Here is a 13,979-nt window from a genome sequence, read left to right as displayed (position 1 = left end):
CATCATGATGGCGGACGAAACCTCCGAGGCGGAGACTTCCGGCGAAACCGAGCGCAAGCGCCTTGCGCGGCGAACGCGCCGGCATGTCAGCTTCAGGCGGCAGCTCGTCCGCCTGACCTTCTATGTCATGCTGGTGGTTGCCGGCTGCGGCACGGCCAGCCTTCTCTATTTTGCCGATCAGGTCGCCTCGCTTCAGCCGCCGGTCGATCCCAAGGCCGATGCCATCGTCGTGCTGACCGGCGGGTTCCAGCGCATCGACCAGGCGGTCGATCTGCTGAAGGCCGGCGCCGGCCAGCGCCTGCTGATTTCCGGCGTGCACCCCACCACCACCAGCAGCCAGATCCGCCGCAACACCCAGAGCTCGGCCGATCTCTTCCGCTGCTGCGTCGATATCGGCCACGATGCCATTGATACGATCGGCAATGCGCACGAGACCGCGAACTGGATCCGCAACAACGGCTATAAGAGCATTCTGGTCGTCACCAACAATTACCACATGCCCCGCAGCCTGCTGGAGCTTCGCCGTGCCAATCCCGGCATCGCCTTCGTGCCCTATCCGGTCGTCAATTCCGATCTGAAAAGCACGAACTGGATGGCCAACCCCATGGTGCTGAAGTCGATCCTCACCGAATATGCCAAGCTGACGGTAGCGTCGCTGCGCGATCTCCTGGGCACCCCGACGGATAGCGGCTTGCGGACGGAACGCGCACAAAGCGCCCAATAGGCATATGCGCCGTCGCGCGCGAGATCCCGGTTTTCGTCGCCGCTTTATTGGTGTAGGCACCCGGCAGGGCACGCTCGATCCGTGCTGCCGCTCGCTCTTCGAAAGCCGCCCATGATTCGCCTTCGCTCGGTCATCTTCAACGTCGTCTTCTACGCCAACCTCATCATGCGCATGGTCTTGCTGACGCCGATCTATTTTATTGTGTCGCGCAAGACGTCCTGGTTCGTGCCGAAGAACTGGGCGCGCAGCAATCATTGGCTGATGCGGGTGATCGTCGGCACGACCTTCGAGATCGAGGGGCTCGACAATATTCCGAAGGACGGCGTCTATATCCTGGCGCCCAAGCACCAGTCCTTCTGGGACGTCTATGCCCTTCTGCCATGGCTGTCGGACCCGTTCTTCATCCTCAAGCGCGAGCTGATGCGCATTCCGCTGTTCGGCTGGTATGTCGCCAAGCAGCGCATGGTGCCGGTGGACCGCAGCGCGCGCGGTCGGGCGATGGCGGCCGTCATGAAGCGCGCCAAGGCGGAAATCGCCACGGGCCGGCAATTGATCATCTATCCCGAAGGCACCCGGCGGTCGCCCGGGGCGCCGCCGGACTACAAGTATGGCATCGCCCGTCTCTATCGCGATCTGCAGGTGCCCGTCGTGCCCGTGGCGATGCATCCCGGTCTCTTCTGGCCCCGCAGCACGACGCTCCGCTTCCCCGGCCACTTCAAGGTCCGCATTCTGCCCCCGATCGGCCCCGGACTGGACGCCGACACCTTCCTGAAGACGCTCATCGCGGTGACAGAAGCCGCAAGCGACGAACTGCTGGTCGAAACCGTCCGCAACAACCCGCATCTCCCCCTGCCGGACACCGCGCGCACACGGCTTGCCGAACTCGGCGTAACCGTGCCGGAGAAACGCTAGCGTTTGGCGAGCAGAACCTGCACGCCGCGGCCGACCTCTTCCAGCCAGTGATCGCGGATGCCCATCGCGCGCAGATGTTCGAGCGTGTTCATCACATAATCGACATTCTCGCCCGAGCGACCGCGCGCATGGGCGACGACCAGCGCCGCCTCGTCGGCCTGGAGGGCGCCCGCATATTGCAGGTGGGCCCGGTCGATGACATAGGCGACCGCCATGACCGTTCGCCCGTCGGCGAGCCGCAGCGGCAGCATGCGCTCCTTATAGACATGCGTCACCAGTTCGCGCTCGCGCAGATAGGCGATGACAGCCTCGTGGTCCTCCGGTGCGATGCGGAACGCCATGCCGAGGCAGGAGCCGCCAAGATCGAGGCCGAGCACGAGGCCGGGGCTTTCGGCCGTGCCGCGATGCACATGGGAGCGCACGCACAGCGCCCGGCGATAACCGAACACGCGCGCTCGGGCCTGCTCGACGAAGGCAAAGCCCGGATTCCACATCAACGAGCCATAGCCGAACACCCACACGTCGTCCGAATCCGTTACCACAAGGTCCGTCACAGAAGGTCCATCCCATCGTCACATGCCGGACATGTCTGCCGGTCCTGCCCTCCTACTGCAAAACGGCGGCCAGCGGAACGAGCCTACAAGGATCCGGCTATTTTTCCGAACGCATTCCGATCAGTGATGTTATGCGCTAGAAGACCCGCAAGACGCAGCCCTTGGAGGGGTGCCGGCGGTGCCAGAGAGCGCCGTCCACCGCGCCGATCCCTCACCGCATCCAGACCCGCCGACCGGAGACCCCCATGACACAGACAGCACCGCCGGCCGCAGGTATCCGTATCAAGCGTCTCGGCATCGGCATCGTGATCTTCCTCGCGGTCTATAGCGGCATCTGGTTTCTCGCTGCCCACCAGATCGAAACGCGGCTCGCAAGCTTCCTCACCAGCCGCTCCGGCAGCGCCACAGCCCGCTGCGACGGCCTGACCGTACGCGGCTTCCCCTTCCGCATCGGACTGTTCTGCGATTCCGTGAAGGTTGATGATACCCAGCTCGGGGCATCCGGCTCCGCGGGTGCTCTCCGGTCCGCAGCGCAGGTCTACTGGCCCGGCCACGCCGTGATCGAGGTGGATGGCCCGGCCGAGCTGCGCTTTTCCCCCGGCATCGCGACATCCATGGACTGGCAAGCCCTCAGGGCAAGCATTCAGGCAACATTGTCGGGCCTCAGCCGCACATCCATCGTCTCCGAACGCCTCACCGGCACGCTGGTGCCCACGCTGGGCGAAGACGTGCTCGGCTTTGCCACCAGCCATACGGAGTTGCATCTGCGCCAGAACGCGGCGGATCTCGATGCCGCCGTCTCCATCACAGGCCTCGACCTAAAGCCCGGCAACGGCGCAAGCCTGCTGCCGCTGATGAATGCCGCGATCGACCTCACGGTCAAGGACCGTGCGACGGTGCTCGATCGTGGCGGCCTCTCGCGCCATGCGCTGCGCAACAGTGCGGGCGAGGTGCGCAACCTCACGCTCGACCTTGGGAACGGCATAGTAACGACGGCAAACGGCCCGTTCACCATCGACGATCAGGGGCTGATCTCCGGCGCCTTCAAGGTGACGATGCAGGATGTCCAGGCGTGGCGCACGGCACTGGCAACGGCTTTTCCGGAGAGCGAAAACATGCTCGACAACGCCGCCAACATGCTGACGGCACTCGCCGCAGGCGGCAACGACACCACCGTCACGCTCAATGTGCGCGACGGCACCGCCTTCCTCGCCTTCATCCCGATCGGCGTGCTGCCGCAGCTCTGATCCAAGCCGTCAAGATATGGCGGGCGTCAGGACTTCGCGTCCAGCGCATGCCGGCCGAAGTCGACCATGTCGGTATCCTGACCGGCCTGGATGATCGAGCGGCGGATCGCGCGGGTGCGGGTGAAGAGGTCGAACAGCTTGTCGCCGTCGCCCCAGCGGATCGCCCGCTGCAGATAGGCGAGATCCTCGGAAAACCGCGACAGCATTTCGAGAATCGCGTCCTTGTTGTGCAGGCAGACGTCGCGCCACATGGTCGGGTCGGATGCGGCGAGACGCGTGAAATCGCGGAAGCCCGAGGCCGAGTATTTGATGACCTCGGATTCCGTCACCGTCTCCAGATCATCCGCCGTGCCCACGATATTGTAGGCGATGATGTGCGGCAGGTGGGAAACAATGGCCAGCACCTTGTCGTGGTGTTCCGGGTCCATCTCCTCGACATCCGAGCCAAGCGCCTCCCAGAAGGCCCGCAGCTGCCCCTTGGCGGTCTCGTCTGTGCCGGCCGGCGGCGTCAGGATGCACCAGCGGCTTTTGAACAGTCCGACGAAGCCCGAATCCGGGCCGGAATATTCCGTTCCCGCGATGGGGTGGCCGGGGATAAAGTGGACGCTCGCCGGCAGGTGCGGCGCCATCTGCGCGATGACGGAGCCCTTGGTGGAGCCGACATCCGTGACGATGGCACCGGCCTTGAGATGTGGCGCGATCGCCTGCGCGACAGTGCCGGATGCCCCGACCGGCACGGAAACGATGACGAGATCCGCATCCTCCACCGCTTCGCCGGCCGAGAGCACATAGCGGTCGCCGAGACCGAGCACCTCCGCCCGGTCGAGCGTCTCGCGGCTGCGGGTCGAGATCGTCACCGCGGCCGCAAGCCCCTTGTCGCGGATCTCCCGCGCGATGGAGGAGCCGATGAGGCCGATGCCGATCAGCGCGACCTTTTCGAAGAGCTTGGCCATGTCAGGTCTCAGTTCTTCCCGAGGAATTCGGCAAGGGCAGCGAGAACGCCTTCGTTCGCCTCCTCCGTGCCGATCGACAGGCGCAGCGAATTGGGGAACCCGTAGCCACGCACCGCCCGCAGAATGAAGCCGCGGCTGGTCAGAAACGCATCCGCATCCTCCGCCCGCTTGCCGGCAACATCGGGGAAGTGGAACAGCACGAAATTCGCAACCGACGGCGTGACCTTAAGACCGAGCGCCGTCAGCCTCTCGCTCACCTTCGCCACCCATTCCGCGTTGAAATCGACGGCTGCGGCCGTGAACGCCTGGTCGCGAACGGCAGCGGCACCGGCCGCAATCGCCGGCGCATTCAGGTTGAACGGCCCACGGCTGCGGTTCAGCGCATCGATGACGGCGGCCGGCGCATAGATCCAGCCGACGCGAAGGGCGGCCAGACCATAGACCTTGGAGAAGGTGCGCGTCATCACGACGTTCTGGTTGGACGAGACCAGCTCGATCCCCGCCTCGTAGTCGTTGCGCCGCACATATTCCGCATAAGCCGCGTCCAGCACGAGCAGCACATGCTTCGGCAGGCCGGCCTGCAGGCGGCGCACGTCTTCGACGGGCACGAAGGTGCCCGTGGGATTGCCAGGATTGGCGATGAACACGAGCTTCGTCTTCTCGGTCACGGCGGCGAGGATCGCATCGACATCGACGCGGCAATCCCGCTCCTTCACCGTCACGGGCACGCCGCCGGCCGCCATGATCTGGATCCTGTAGACGAGAAAGCCATGCTCGGTGATAACGGCCTCGTCGCCGGGAGCGAGATAGGTGTGCGCCAGCAGCCCCAGAAGCTCGTCCGAGCCGTTGCCGCACATCAGGTTCGCGGGGTTCAGCGCGTAGACTTCGGCGATCGCGTTGCGAAGCTCGATCGCCTGGCCGTCCGGATAACGCTCCAGCTGGCCGGCCGCCTGGCGAAAGGCCTCCAGAGCCTTGGGGCTCGCGCCCAGCGGCGTCTCGTTGGAGGACAGCTTGTAGACCTTGGCCACGCCCGGAGCGTGCTCCTTGCCCGGCACATAGGCGGCGATGTCGAGAATGCCGGGGCGCGGGGTCGGAGCGTTCGGGAGGGAGCTCATGGTCTGGCTTTCGCTGGTGTCTCGGATGGCTTTGCCATTACCGCCCCGCCGCCGCCTTGTCGAGGGCTTAGGCTAGCAGAGAAAGTCTCCCGCTCACCGCGTCGGCGGCTGGCCGTCGCGCGTGGTCGGCACACCCTGCGGCGCAAGCACGGGCACGAACACCCGGCGCGAGGCCCGTGCCGCGACCGGCAGCCCCTGATAGAGCCGCTTCTGCGCCTCCACGATGATGACGCCTGAGAACACAGGCCAGAGCGCCCGCCCGATCTTTTCGAAGGCGCGCCCGAGCTTCAGCACGGTCTTCGTGGTCGATGGCGGGAAGAACAGCGCCTCGCAGGAGGCCCCCGGCGTGAAATTCGTCTCCCGCAGGAGCGCCGTCAGCTGCCCGCGCGAATAGGGCCGGCCGGAGCCAAACGGCGTATGGTCCATCCGCGCCCAGACGCCCTGCCGGTTGGGAACCACGATGACGAGCCGCCCGCCGGGCGCGAGCACCCGCCAGATCTCCTTCATGGTCTCGCGCGGGTTCTCGGCGAACTCCAGCGAGTGGACCATGAGAATGCGGTCGATCGAGCTGTCGGGCAGCGGCAGTTCCTCGTCGAAGACCAGCGCCGTCGAGGACAGCTCGGCAACCGGCCAGTTCACCGCCCCCTGCCCCGCCGGCATGAAAGCGAAGGTCCGCTCCGTATCGGCCCGAAAGCGCTCCAGATAGGGCAGGACATAGCCGAGCCCGACCAGCCGCTCCTCCGGCAACCGCGCCCAGATGGAAGCGAGCGCCATGGAGATCGCCTGCTCGGTAAAGCGCCCGAGCCGCGAATGGTAGAACTGACGAAGATCGACGATATCGGCGTGCATAGCCAAAGGGTAGTGCGTGGCTTGGAGAAAGGAAACCGGTGTGGCGCCGATTTTCGCGCCTGCATGCTGTTGCTGGACTTCCCCTCAGCCGCCTTTACATTCCCTTTGCGATTCCCACGTCCCAGCTCTCCCCGAGGACCCCATCATGCCAGCGCTCGATCTCGACCTGTTCCTCTGCCGGACCGACAATTTCGGTGTTCTCCTTCACGACCCCGAGAGCGGCGAGACGGCCTCGATCGACGCGCCCGAGGAACAGCCGATCCTCGACGCGTTGGAGCGGCGCGGCTGGACGCTGACGCATATCTTCACCACGCACCACCACAGCGACCATGTGGAGGCGAACCTCGCCTTGAAGACCCGCTATGACGCCACGATCATCGGCCCGGATCGCGAGGCCTCGCGCATTCCCGGCATCGACATGACCATCGGCGACGGCGGCGATTTCACCTTTGCCGGTCACAAGGTCCACGTCATCGGCACGCCGGGCCACACCGCCGGCCATATCTGCTACCACCTGCCCGACGACCGCCTGCTCTTTGCCGCCGACACGCTCTTTGCCCTCGGCTGCGGCCGCCTGTTCGAAGGCTCGCCGGCCGACATGTGGGCCTCGCTGCAGAAACTGATGGCGCTGCCGGATGACACACAGGTCTATTTCGGCCACGAATACACCCTCTCCAACGCCCGCTTCGCCGTGACGGTCGATCCCGACAATGCCGAACTGAAGGCCCGCGCCGCCGAGATCGAGGCGCTGCGCGAGCGCGGCGGCTTCACCGCACCGACGACGCTGGGGCTGGAGAAACGCACCAATCCCTTCCTGCGCCCGGCCGACCCCGGCATCCGCGCCCATCTCGGCATGCCCTCCGCCAGCGACGGCGAGGTCTTTGCCGAGATCCGCAAGCGCAAGGATAATTTCTGATGGCAGCACACGGTGAGGCACAGGACGCACGGTCGATCGTCTCCGCACTCGGCATGATCCGGCATCCGGAAGGCGGCTGGTATGCCGAAACCTTTCGCGACGAAGCCGGCGGCACACGCGGGCATTCCACGGCGATCTATTATCTGCTGGAAGCGGGCGAGCGGTCGCACTGGCACCGCGTGCGCGACGCCGCCGAGGTCTGGCACCATTATGCCGGCGCGGCCCTGACCCTCCGGATTGCGGCACCGGGCGAGCCCGCCTCGATCATCGTCCTCGGCACGGATCTGGAAAACGGCGAACGCCCGCAAGGCGTGGTGCCCGCAGGCAGCTGGCAGTCGGCCGAATCACGCGGCGCGTGGACCCTCGTCGGCTGCACCGTCGCGCCCGGCTTCGACTTCAGCGTCTTCGAAATGGCGCCGCCCGGGTGGGAGCCGCCAGCACCTCATGACGCCGGCTGAACCCGGTCTTCGGCCGGGGCCTGCACCTTGCGCGACGAGAAGATCACGTCGCGCGCGGCCAGCAGCGCGCCGCCCGTCACCAGCAGGCAGGCCAGCGCGATGCTGAGCGACGGCTCGGCAAAGCCGAACAGCATGAGCGTCAGCGTGGAGAGCACCGGCGCCGAGTAGCTCGCAACGCCGAGCAGCTGGATATTGCCGTTCTTCACGCCGTAATCCCAGGCATAGAAGGCAGCACCCACCGGCAGGAGCCCGAGGCCGGCGACCGCCAGCCACTGCGTACCGGTGTCCGGCCACACGGTCGTCTCCAGCGCGAGATGGCAGAGGAGCGACAGAACCGACGTCGCAAGGCAGAAGCCGGTGACGACATCGGTCGATACCGCCTCGAACCGTCGCGTCATCAGGGAATAGATGGCCCAGGTGAAGGCGCAGCAAAGTGCTGCGCCGTAGCCGAGCGTATAGGCGCTATCGAACGCCACGCCATTGCGCGCGACGATCATCGCCGTCCCGGCCAGACCGCAAAGCGCGCCCGCAACATGATACCATCGCAGGCGCTCGCCCGGCAGCAGCGCCGAACCCACCACGATCAGCAGCGGCCAGAGATAGGCGATCAGCCCGGCCTCGACGGCCGGCGCGTTGCGCAGCGCCGTGAAATAGAGTGCGTGATAGCCGAACAGCCCGACGATGCCGACCACCCAGACCCGTGGCGGTTGCCGCAACAGCGCCAGCCGCTCCGGCCTGAGCGCCAGCACCACGAGGCCGGGAAGGCTGCCGATGGCAAAGCAGATCGCCGAAAGCTGGAAGGGCGGCATGGTGCCGGAGGCGGCCGTGAAGAGCGCCAGCAGCGCCCACATCAGAATGGCGGAAAATCCGATCAACGTCGCTCTGGTCTGCATTCGCCCACTCTCCGATTGCAGCGGGCGGCGATAGGGCGAGCCCCTGAACGGATCACCCCTTGAAGCGCGTGGCCCACACGGTCACCGGACCGTACTTCGTCGGGATCCGGACATAGACCGGAGCATATACCTGCACGCTATCCGACTTGGCAAACCAGATCTCCATGCTGTCAAGCTTGCGCAGGTAATCCACGTCCTCGCGCCCCTTGCGGTAGCCCGATTTCGGCACGAACTGGATGCCGCAAACGATGACGTCGCCGCTAAAACCCTCGGTCTTGAACGGTTTCGTGCCCTTGGCGCTCAGCTTCAGGTCCATGCGCGATTCGCCGTCGAACACCGGCAGCGTCTTCGGGCACACCTTGGCGCTGGCCGGAAAGATCAGCCCCGACAGCGGATCGACCACGCCGCGCATGTCGTCCTTGGTCACCGGCACCCAGTTCTTCGGCGGCCTCTTGCGCTGCGGCGTCAGCGTCGCGGAGGTCACATTGCCCTTGTCGAAGGCGATGTCGATCGCGCGCTTCTTCTTGCCGGTCTGGTAGCGGACGGAATAGTCGGTGGCGACGAGCTTGTCGCTCTCGATCGTGCCGGACACCTCGGTGCGCCCGCTCGTGCTCGACAGGATATCGGCGAGCCCCGCCGAACTCAGCGTTCCCGAGATCGTGTAGCGCCGATCCTCGAGCTTGGTATGAAACGAGGCTTTCGCGATCGGCAGGCCGGCAAGCGAGATGGTATAATCCGTGTCGTGCACGACATCCGCCGGCCGCGCCGCATTCGTGGGAACCGTCACCAGGGACATTGCGGCGAGAGCCGCAAGACCGACACGCAGGGCCATGCCGAGAACCTTTCCGAAAGAGATCGGGAGAAAAACAGAGAGATAGGAAGCGTTTGCGGCATTTCTACGCCCGTGGTATCGAGCCCGCGCCCGAGCCTGGTCCCGATCTGGTATTGGCCGCCATCCCGCCGCTTTTTCCACGGCCCTGCCCCGACTTTCCGGGAAAATCCGGTGTTTTGTCTTGACGCGCGGCGCGCCGGTGACTATAGAACCGCAACTTTCCAATCATGACCGGTGGGAATGCTGCTTGGGCTTGTGGCCCGCAAACGCATTGAACGCAGGCGAAAAGAAATAGGTGATTCCATGTCCCGTAGTTGCGAATTGACCGGCAAGGGCGTCCAGTCGGGCAACAATGTGAGCCACGCGAACAACAAGACCAAGCGCAAGTTCCTGCCGAACCTGTGCCAGGTCACGCTGATCTCGGACTCGCTCAACCAGCGCTTCCGTCTTCGCGTTTCGGCTGCGGCTCTCCGCACGGTCGAGCATCGCGGCGGTCTCGACGCGTTCCTGCTGAAGGCCAGCGAACTGGACCTGTCGCAGCGCGCACGCCTGCTGCGCCGCCAGATCGTCAAGAAGACGGCAGAAGCCATCGCTGCCTGATCGGCACGAAGGTGTACGCATTGCGGATCACGGCCTGCCTTTACGGGCGGGCCTTTTCCATGAGCGTCTGATCGATATGTCATAGGGATGTGCCGCCGTTCGGGCAGCCAAGTCCTCTCCTCCAACTGGTGGCATCACCCAGGATAAAAAAATGCTGAACACACGCCTGTTCGCAACCTACGTTGCCTTCATGACCCTCGTGGTCGTCGCTTCCAATTTTCTGGTGCAGTTCCCCCTGCCCGGCTCCATCGCCGGCATGCAGCTGGGCGATCTTCTCACCTGGGGTGCCTTCACCTATCCCGCCGCCTTTCTGGTGACCGACCTCACCAATCGCCAGTTCGGCCCGAAGATCGCGCGCCGCGTCGTCGTCTGCGGCTTTGTGGTCGCCGTCGTGATCTCCATCATGGTCGCTACGCCGCGCATCGCCATTGCCTCCGGCTCGGCCTTCCTGTTCGGGCAGCTTCTGGATATCTCCGTCTTCAACCGCCTGCGCCGTCAACGCTGGTGGCGCGCGCCGCTCGCCGGCTCGCTGTTCGGTTCGGCGCTCGACACGGCCATTTTCTTCTCCCTCGCCTTCGCGCCTATCTTCGCCTTCATCGGCCCGAACGATCCCTTCGCGCTGGCATCCTCCCCGATCCTCGGCATCCTCACCACGGAGGCCCCCCGCTGGATCTCCTGGACGCTGGGCGACCTCGTCGTCAAGATCCTCGTCGGCCTCGTCCTCCTGCTGCCCTACGGCGCCTTGATGACCGTGCTGAAGCCGATGCCGGGGGCACCCGGCGCGCGCGTCTGAGGTTAGCGGACGTCGCAGCCCCTCATCCGGCTGCCGCCACCTTCTCCCCGCGCGCGGGGCGAAGGGACATGCGGCGAACGCTCGCTTCTTCGTGACGGTTGTGGTTGGGAACGACGAGTCTCTTCTCCCCACAGGCGGGGAGAAGATGCCGGCAGGCAGATGAGGGGCAGCGCGCAGCGCAGCGCAGCGCAGCGCAACACCCACCCCACCCATTACGGCAGAAGCTTGAACTCCAGCATCAGCGACCGCTCGAGAATCGAATGGTTGTCGTCGGAGACGAGGATGAGGTGGGTGTCGCCATTGGGTTGGACGACCACATCGAGGCCTTCCATATTGTCGATCTGGTAGCCGAGGTCGGCGGAGATCAGCACCTCGCCATCGACGACGGCGCCGGGGCGGATATCGTCGGCCTTGATGCGCCGGATTTCCATGCCGAGGCCGGCGGCGAAGCTGAAGCGGCGTTCGAGCAGAAGCAGATCGCCGTTCGGCAGAAACGCACCGTCGGTCACAGCGAAAGGATCCTTCTGCACGACGCCGAACACGCCCTTGCGCGGACCTTCGAGCACCGCGGCGAGAAGGTGATCGTCCTTGTCGAACGACAGCTCCGCGACGATGACGGGCGCGCCGGCGAGCGGGCTGTCTTGCGGCGAAACCGCCACCATCTCGAGGCTGCGATTGCGTTTCAGCCTGTCTCGTGGAAGCAGGATCGGCAAGGTCTTCAGCGGTCGGGACTGCGTGAAGCCGGGGTCGGGATAGATGTCCACCCGCGCGTCGCCTTCGAAGCTGACGAGCACCTGCCCGTCCCGCAATGCGACCCCTTCGGAGTCCATGCGCGCCTTGGCGCTCTCGGTGCGGCCCTGCCGGTCCTTCATCGATGTAACGGTGACATCGCCAAGACCGGACAGCCGTCCGCCGGGATCCCGCTCGATGCGGCCTTCCAGCCAGTGGGCCGTATCGAGCACGCCGACGAAATGCGCGCCGTCGGGGCGAAAACGGATCGACGAAAAAGCACCGAACAGCGCGTTATCGGAGGTGAGGTCGAGACCGCCGATGAACTCCAGCTTACCGAACACCCGCTGGTCGGACCCGAACCGGAACGTCTCGATCTTCTTCGAGAAGATCGTCATCGTCTCGGTCACCGGCCGATCCGGCTCCGGCTTTGCCGCCTGCGCGGGTAAGGCGCAGAGCCCAGCCAGGAGCACGAGCCGAAGGCAGGCAGCCTTCAAGACCGGCTCAGCCCGCACGTCGGGCTGCGCGTCGTCCGCGTCCGTTCTCGTCATCGAACAGCGAGGCGAGCTGCTCGGTCATCGCGCCGGCCAGTTCGTCGGCATCCACGATGGTGACGGCGCGGCGGTAATAGCGCGTCACGTCATGGCCGATGCCGATGGCCAGCAGCTCGACCGGCGAGCGGGTCTCGATCTGCTCGATCACGGCGCGAAGATGCCGCTCCAGATAGTTGCCCGGATTGACCGACAGCGTCGAATCATCGACCGGCGCCCCGTCCGAGATCATCATGAGGATGCGCCGTTGCTCGGGTCGCGCCAGCAAACGGTTATGCGCCCAGATAAGTGCCTCGCCGTCGATGTTTTCCTTCAGCAGGCCTTCCCGCATCATCAGGCCGAGATTGCGCCGTGCCCGGCGCCAGGGCGCGTCGGCCGATTTGTAGATGATATGGCGCAGATCGTTGAGCCGGCCCGGCGCCTGCGGCTTGCCGCTGGCGAGCCACTTCTCGCGCGCCAGACCGCCCTTCCACGCCTTCGTGGTGAAGCCGAGGATCTCGACCTTCACGCCGCAGCGTTCCAGAGTCCGCGCCAGAATGTCGGCGCAGGTGGCGGCGACCGTGATCGGCCGGCCGCGCATGGAGCCGGAATTGTCGATCAGCAGCGTCACCACCGTATCGCGGAAGTTCGTGTCCTTCTCCCGCTTGAAGGAGAGCGGCTGCATCGGGTCGATGATGAGGCGCGTGAGGCGCGCCGGATCGAGATAACCCTCTTCGAGGTCGAACTCCCAGGAGCGGTTCTGCTGCGCCATCAGGCGGCGCTGCAGCCTGTTCGCCAAACGGCCAACGGCACCCTGCAAATGCGAGAGTTGCTTGTCGAGGAAGGCGCGCAGCCGGTCCAGCTCTGCCTCGTCGCAGAGTTCCTCCGAGGTGGTGGTCTCGTCGAATTCCTCGGTGAAGACGGAATAATCGACCTTCTCGTTGAAGTCGTCGAACGGGCTGTTCGGCCGCTTGACCTCGCCAGGGGTCTCGCTGTCCTCGTCGCCGTCATCCGACATTTCCTCGTCGGAAATCTCGGCGCCGTCCATTTCGCCGTCGTCCATCTGTTCTTCGGCAGATTCGTTTTCTTCCGACGGCGCGGCATCCGATCCCGCATCCTCCTCGGAGGTGGACTCGTCCTGCTCCTGGCTGCGCGGCTGGTCCTCGTCCGTCTGCGTTTCCTGGTCGTCCGGCTCGGCTTCCTCGTCCGTATATTTCTCCGCCACATCCATGGAAGCGAGCATGTTGCGCACGACGCGGGCGAAGGCCTGCTGGTCGTTGACGGCGCCTGAGAGGTTTTCCATCTCCCGACCCGCCTTCTCCTCGATGAAGGAACGCCAGAGATCGAGCACCTTGCCGGCCGATTCCGGCGGCTTGCGCCCGGTCAGCCGCTCGCGCACGATCAGCGCCACGGCCTCCTCGATCGGCGCATCCGACTGCTTGTCGATCGCACCGAAATTGGCGCGGGCATATTTCTCGTCCAGCATGGAGGAGATGTTCTCCGCCACCCCGTCCATGCGCATCGAGCCGATGGCTTCGCAGCGCGCCTGCTCGACGGCATCGAAGATGACGCGCGCGTCCGCGCCCTGCGGCGACATGGTCGCGTGGATGCGATCGTTATGGCACGCCTTGCGCAGCGCCATGCTGTCGCCGATGCCGCGCGTCACCGACAGTTCCTGCCGCGTCGGGCGGCGGGAAATGTCCGGCAGGCGCATGCGGTCGCCGGTGAGGCCGGGCCGCTCGTTGGCGAACACGACCTCGATCTCCGAATCACCGGCGATCGAGCGGATGCAGCCGGTCAGCGCGCGGCGGAACGGTTCGACATCCACCTGGACGCCGGGTTTCGGTCTCGTATTGTCGCCGCGCCCTGCCATG

General features: G+C 65.3%; 15 protein-coding genes. 7 read left to right on the top strand and 8 right to left on the bottom strand.

From position 1 onward, the window contains the following. Positions 1-4 precede the first annotated feature (4 nt). Positions 5-724, top strand: coding sequence for a YdcF family protein (locus G8E10_RS20745; protein ID WP_132448418.1), 720 nt, complete (start codon positions 5-7; stop codon positions 722-724). Between the two features lie 111 nt (positions 725-835). Then, positions 836-1,636, top strand: a complete 801-nt coding sequence (locus tag G8E10_RS20740) for a lysophospholipid acyltransferase family protein (protein WP_132713706.1) — start codon at positions 836-838, stop codon at positions 1,634-1,636. On the opposite strand, the gene G8E10_RS20735 is transcribed toward G8E10_RS20740, so the two are convergent. Continuing rightward, complete coding sequence (locus G8E10_RS20735; protein WP_110730152.1) at positions 1,633-2,178, bottom strand: gamma-glutamylcyclotransferase; 546 nt, start codon at positions 2,176-2,178, stop codon at positions 1,633-1,635. The genes G8E10_RS20740 and G8E10_RS20735 overlap by 4 nt on opposite strands. A 257-nt stretch (positions 2,179-2,435) precedes the next feature. Between G8E10_RS20735 and G8E10_RS20730 the strand changes: the two genes are divergently transcribed. Beyond that, complete coding sequence (locus G8E10_RS20730) at positions 2,436-3,437, top strand: DUF2125 domain-containing protein (RefSeq protein ID WP_167130521.1); 1,002 nt, start codon at positions 2,436-2,438, stop codon at positions 3,435-3,437. Between the two features lie 26 nt (positions 3,438-3,463). Here the strand turns inward: G8E10_RS20730 and G8E10_RS20725 are convergent, their stop codons facing one another. The 3 genes from G8E10_RS20725 to G8E10_RS20715 form a co-directional block, all read right to left on the bottom strand. Continuing rightward, complete coding sequence (locus tag G8E10_RS20725; RefSeq protein WP_167130520.1) at positions 3,464-4,390, bottom strand: prephenate/arogenate dehydrogenase family protein; 927 nt, start codon at positions 4,388-4,390, stop codon at positions 3,464-3,466. A gap of 8 nt (positions 4,391-4,398) precedes the next feature. Beyond that, positions 4,399-5,505: a histidinol-phosphate transaminase gene (hisC, locus tag G8E10_RS20720; RefSeq protein WP_167130519.1), complete on the bottom strand. Its 1,107-nt coding sequence runs from the start codon at positions 5,503-5,505 to the stop codon at positions 4,399-4,401. A 93-nt stretch (positions 5,506-5,598) separates the two neighbouring features. Further along, a complete protein-coding gene (locus G8E10_RS20715; RefSeq protein WP_167130538.1) occupies positions 5,599-6,354 on the bottom strand; it encodes a class I SAM-dependent methyltransferase in 756 nt (251 codons plus the stop codon). Positions 6,355-6,499: 145 nt separating this feature from the next. On the opposite strand from G8E10_RS20715, the gene gloB reads away from it, so the two are divergent. Beyond that, positions 6,500-7,270, top strand: a complete 771-nt coding sequence (gene gloB, locus G8E10_RS20710; RefSeq protein WP_167130518.1) for a hydroxyacylglutathione hydrolase — start codon at positions 6,500-6,502, stop codon at positions 7,268-7,270. Next, entirely contained in the window at positions 7,270-7,728 is a 459-nt protein-coding gene (locus G8E10_RS20705) for a cupin domain-containing protein (protein ID WP_167130517.1), read from the top strand. The genes gloB and G8E10_RS20705 overlap by 1 nt, the downstream gene beginning before the upstream one ends. On the opposite strand, the gene yddG is transcribed toward G8E10_RS20705, so the two are convergent. Both yddG and G8E10_RS20695 read right to left on the bottom strand, forming a co-directional pair. Continuing rightward, positions 7,713-8,621 carry an aromatic amino acid exporter YddG gene (yddG, locus tag G8E10_RS20700; protein WP_110736288.1) on the bottom strand — a complete coding sequence of 303 codons (909 nt, stop codon included), beginning with the start codon at positions 8,619-8,621 and terminating at the stop codon, positions 7,713-7,715. The genes G8E10_RS20705 and yddG overlap by 16 nt on opposite strands. Positions 8,622-8,673: 52 nt before the next feature. After that, entirely contained in the window at positions 8,674-9,453 is a 780-nt protein-coding gene (locus G8E10_RS20695) for a DUF3108 domain-containing protein (RefSeq protein ID WP_110730083.1), read from the bottom strand. 303 nt (positions 9,454-9,756) lie between these two features. Here G8E10_RS20695 and rpmB point away from each other — a divergent pair, with 303 nt between their 5' ends. Then, positions 9,757-10,053 (top strand): 50S ribosomal protein L28, encoded by a 297-nt coding sequence (rpmB, locus tag G8E10_RS20690; RefSeq protein ID WP_110730082.1) that lies wholly within the window; start codon positions 9,757-9,759, stop codon positions 10,051-10,053. Positions 10,054-10,204: 151 nt separating this feature from the next. Next, positions 10,205-10,846: a queuosine precursor transporter gene (locus G8E10_RS20685; RefSeq protein ID WP_167130516.1), complete on the top strand. Its 642-nt coding sequence runs from the start codon at positions 10,205-10,207 to the stop codon at positions 10,844-10,846. Between the two features lie 212 nt (positions 10,847-11,058). Here G8E10_RS20685 and G8E10_RS20680 read toward each other — a convergent pair whose 3' ends face one another. Together G8E10_RS20680 and cobT are read right to left on the bottom strand one after the other, a co-directional pair. Continuing rightward, positions 11,059-12,126: an esterase-like activity of phytase family protein gene (locus G8E10_RS20680; RefSeq protein WP_167130515.1), complete on the bottom strand. Its 1,068-nt coding sequence runs from the start codon at positions 12,124-12,126 to the stop codon at positions 11,059-11,061. After that, entirely contained in the window at positions 12,080-13,978 is a 1,899-nt protein-coding gene (gene cobT / locus G8E10_RS20675) for a cobaltochelatase subunit CobT (protein ID WP_167130514.1), read from the bottom strand. Before cobT ends, G8E10_RS20680 begins: the two co-directional genes overlap by 47 nt. Between the last annotated feature and the right edge of the window lies 1 nt (position 13,979).

Source organism: Ferranicluibacter rubi, assembly GCF_011603255.1.
Classification (GTDB): domain Bacteria; phylum Pseudomonadota; class Alphaproteobacteria; order Rhizobiales; family Rhizobiaceae; genus Ferranicluibacter; species Ferranicluibacter rubi.
Note: the sequence above shows the minus strand (reverse complement) of the source record. Positions and strands in the feature narration are given on the sequence as shown.

Excerpts from the sequence above, each read along its gene's own strand:
- G8E10_RS20745 (WP_132448418.1), top strand. The coding sequence starts at position 5 with ATGATGGCGGACGAAACCTCCGAGGCGGAGACTTCCGGCGAAACCGAG.
- G8E10_RS20740 (WP_132713706.1), top strand. The coding sequence starts at position 836 with ATGATTCGCCTTCGCTCGGTCATCTTCAACGTCGTCTTCTACGCCAAC.
- G8E10_RS20730 (WP_167130521.1), top strand. The coding sequence starts at position 2,436 with ATGACACAGACAGCACCGCCGGCCGCAGGTATCCGTATCAAGCGTCTC.
- G8E10_RS20725 (WP_167130520.1), bottom strand. The coding sequence starts at position 4,390 with ATGGCCAAGCTCTTCGAAAAGGTCGCGCTGATCGGCATCGGCCTCATC.
- hisC (WP_167130519.1), bottom strand. The coding sequence starts at position 5,505 with ATGAGCTCCCTCCCGAACGCTCCGACCCCGCGCCCCGGCATTCTCGAC.
- G8E10_RS20715 (WP_167130538.1), bottom strand. The coding sequence starts at position 6,354 with ATGCACGCCGATATCGTCGATCTTCGTCAGTTCTACCATTCGCGGCTC.
- gloB (WP_167130518.1), top strand. The coding sequence starts at position 6,500 with ATGCCAGCGCTCGATCTCGACCTGTTCCTCTGCCGGACCGACAATTTC.
- G8E10_RS20705 (WP_167130517.1), top strand. The coding sequence starts at position 7,270 with ATGGCAGCACACGGTGAGGCACAGGACGCACGGTCGATCGTCTCCGCA.
- yddG (WP_110736288.1), bottom strand. The coding sequence starts at position 8,621 with ATGCAGACCAGAGCGACGTTGATCGGATTTTCCGCCATTCTGATGTGG.
- G8E10_RS20695 (WP_110730083.1), bottom strand. The coding sequence starts at position 9,453 with ATGGCCCTGCGTGTCGGTCTTGCGGCTCTCGCCGCAATGTCCCTGGTG.
- rpmB (WP_110730082.1), top strand. The coding sequence starts at position 9,757 with ATGTCCCGTAGTTGCGAATTGACCGGCAAGGGCGTCCAGTCGGGCAAC.
- G8E10_RS20685 (WP_167130516.1), top strand. The coding sequence starts at position 10,205 with ATGCTGAACACACGCCTGTTCGCAACCTACGTTGCCTTCATGACCCTC.
- G8E10_RS20680 (WP_167130515.1), bottom strand. The coding sequence starts at position 12,126 with ATGACGAGAACGGACGCGGACGACGCGCAGCCCGACGTGCGGGCTGAG.
- cobT (WP_167130514.1), bottom strand. The coding sequence starts at position 13,978 with ATGGCAGGGCGCGGCGACAATACGAGACCGAAACCCGGCGTCCAGGTG.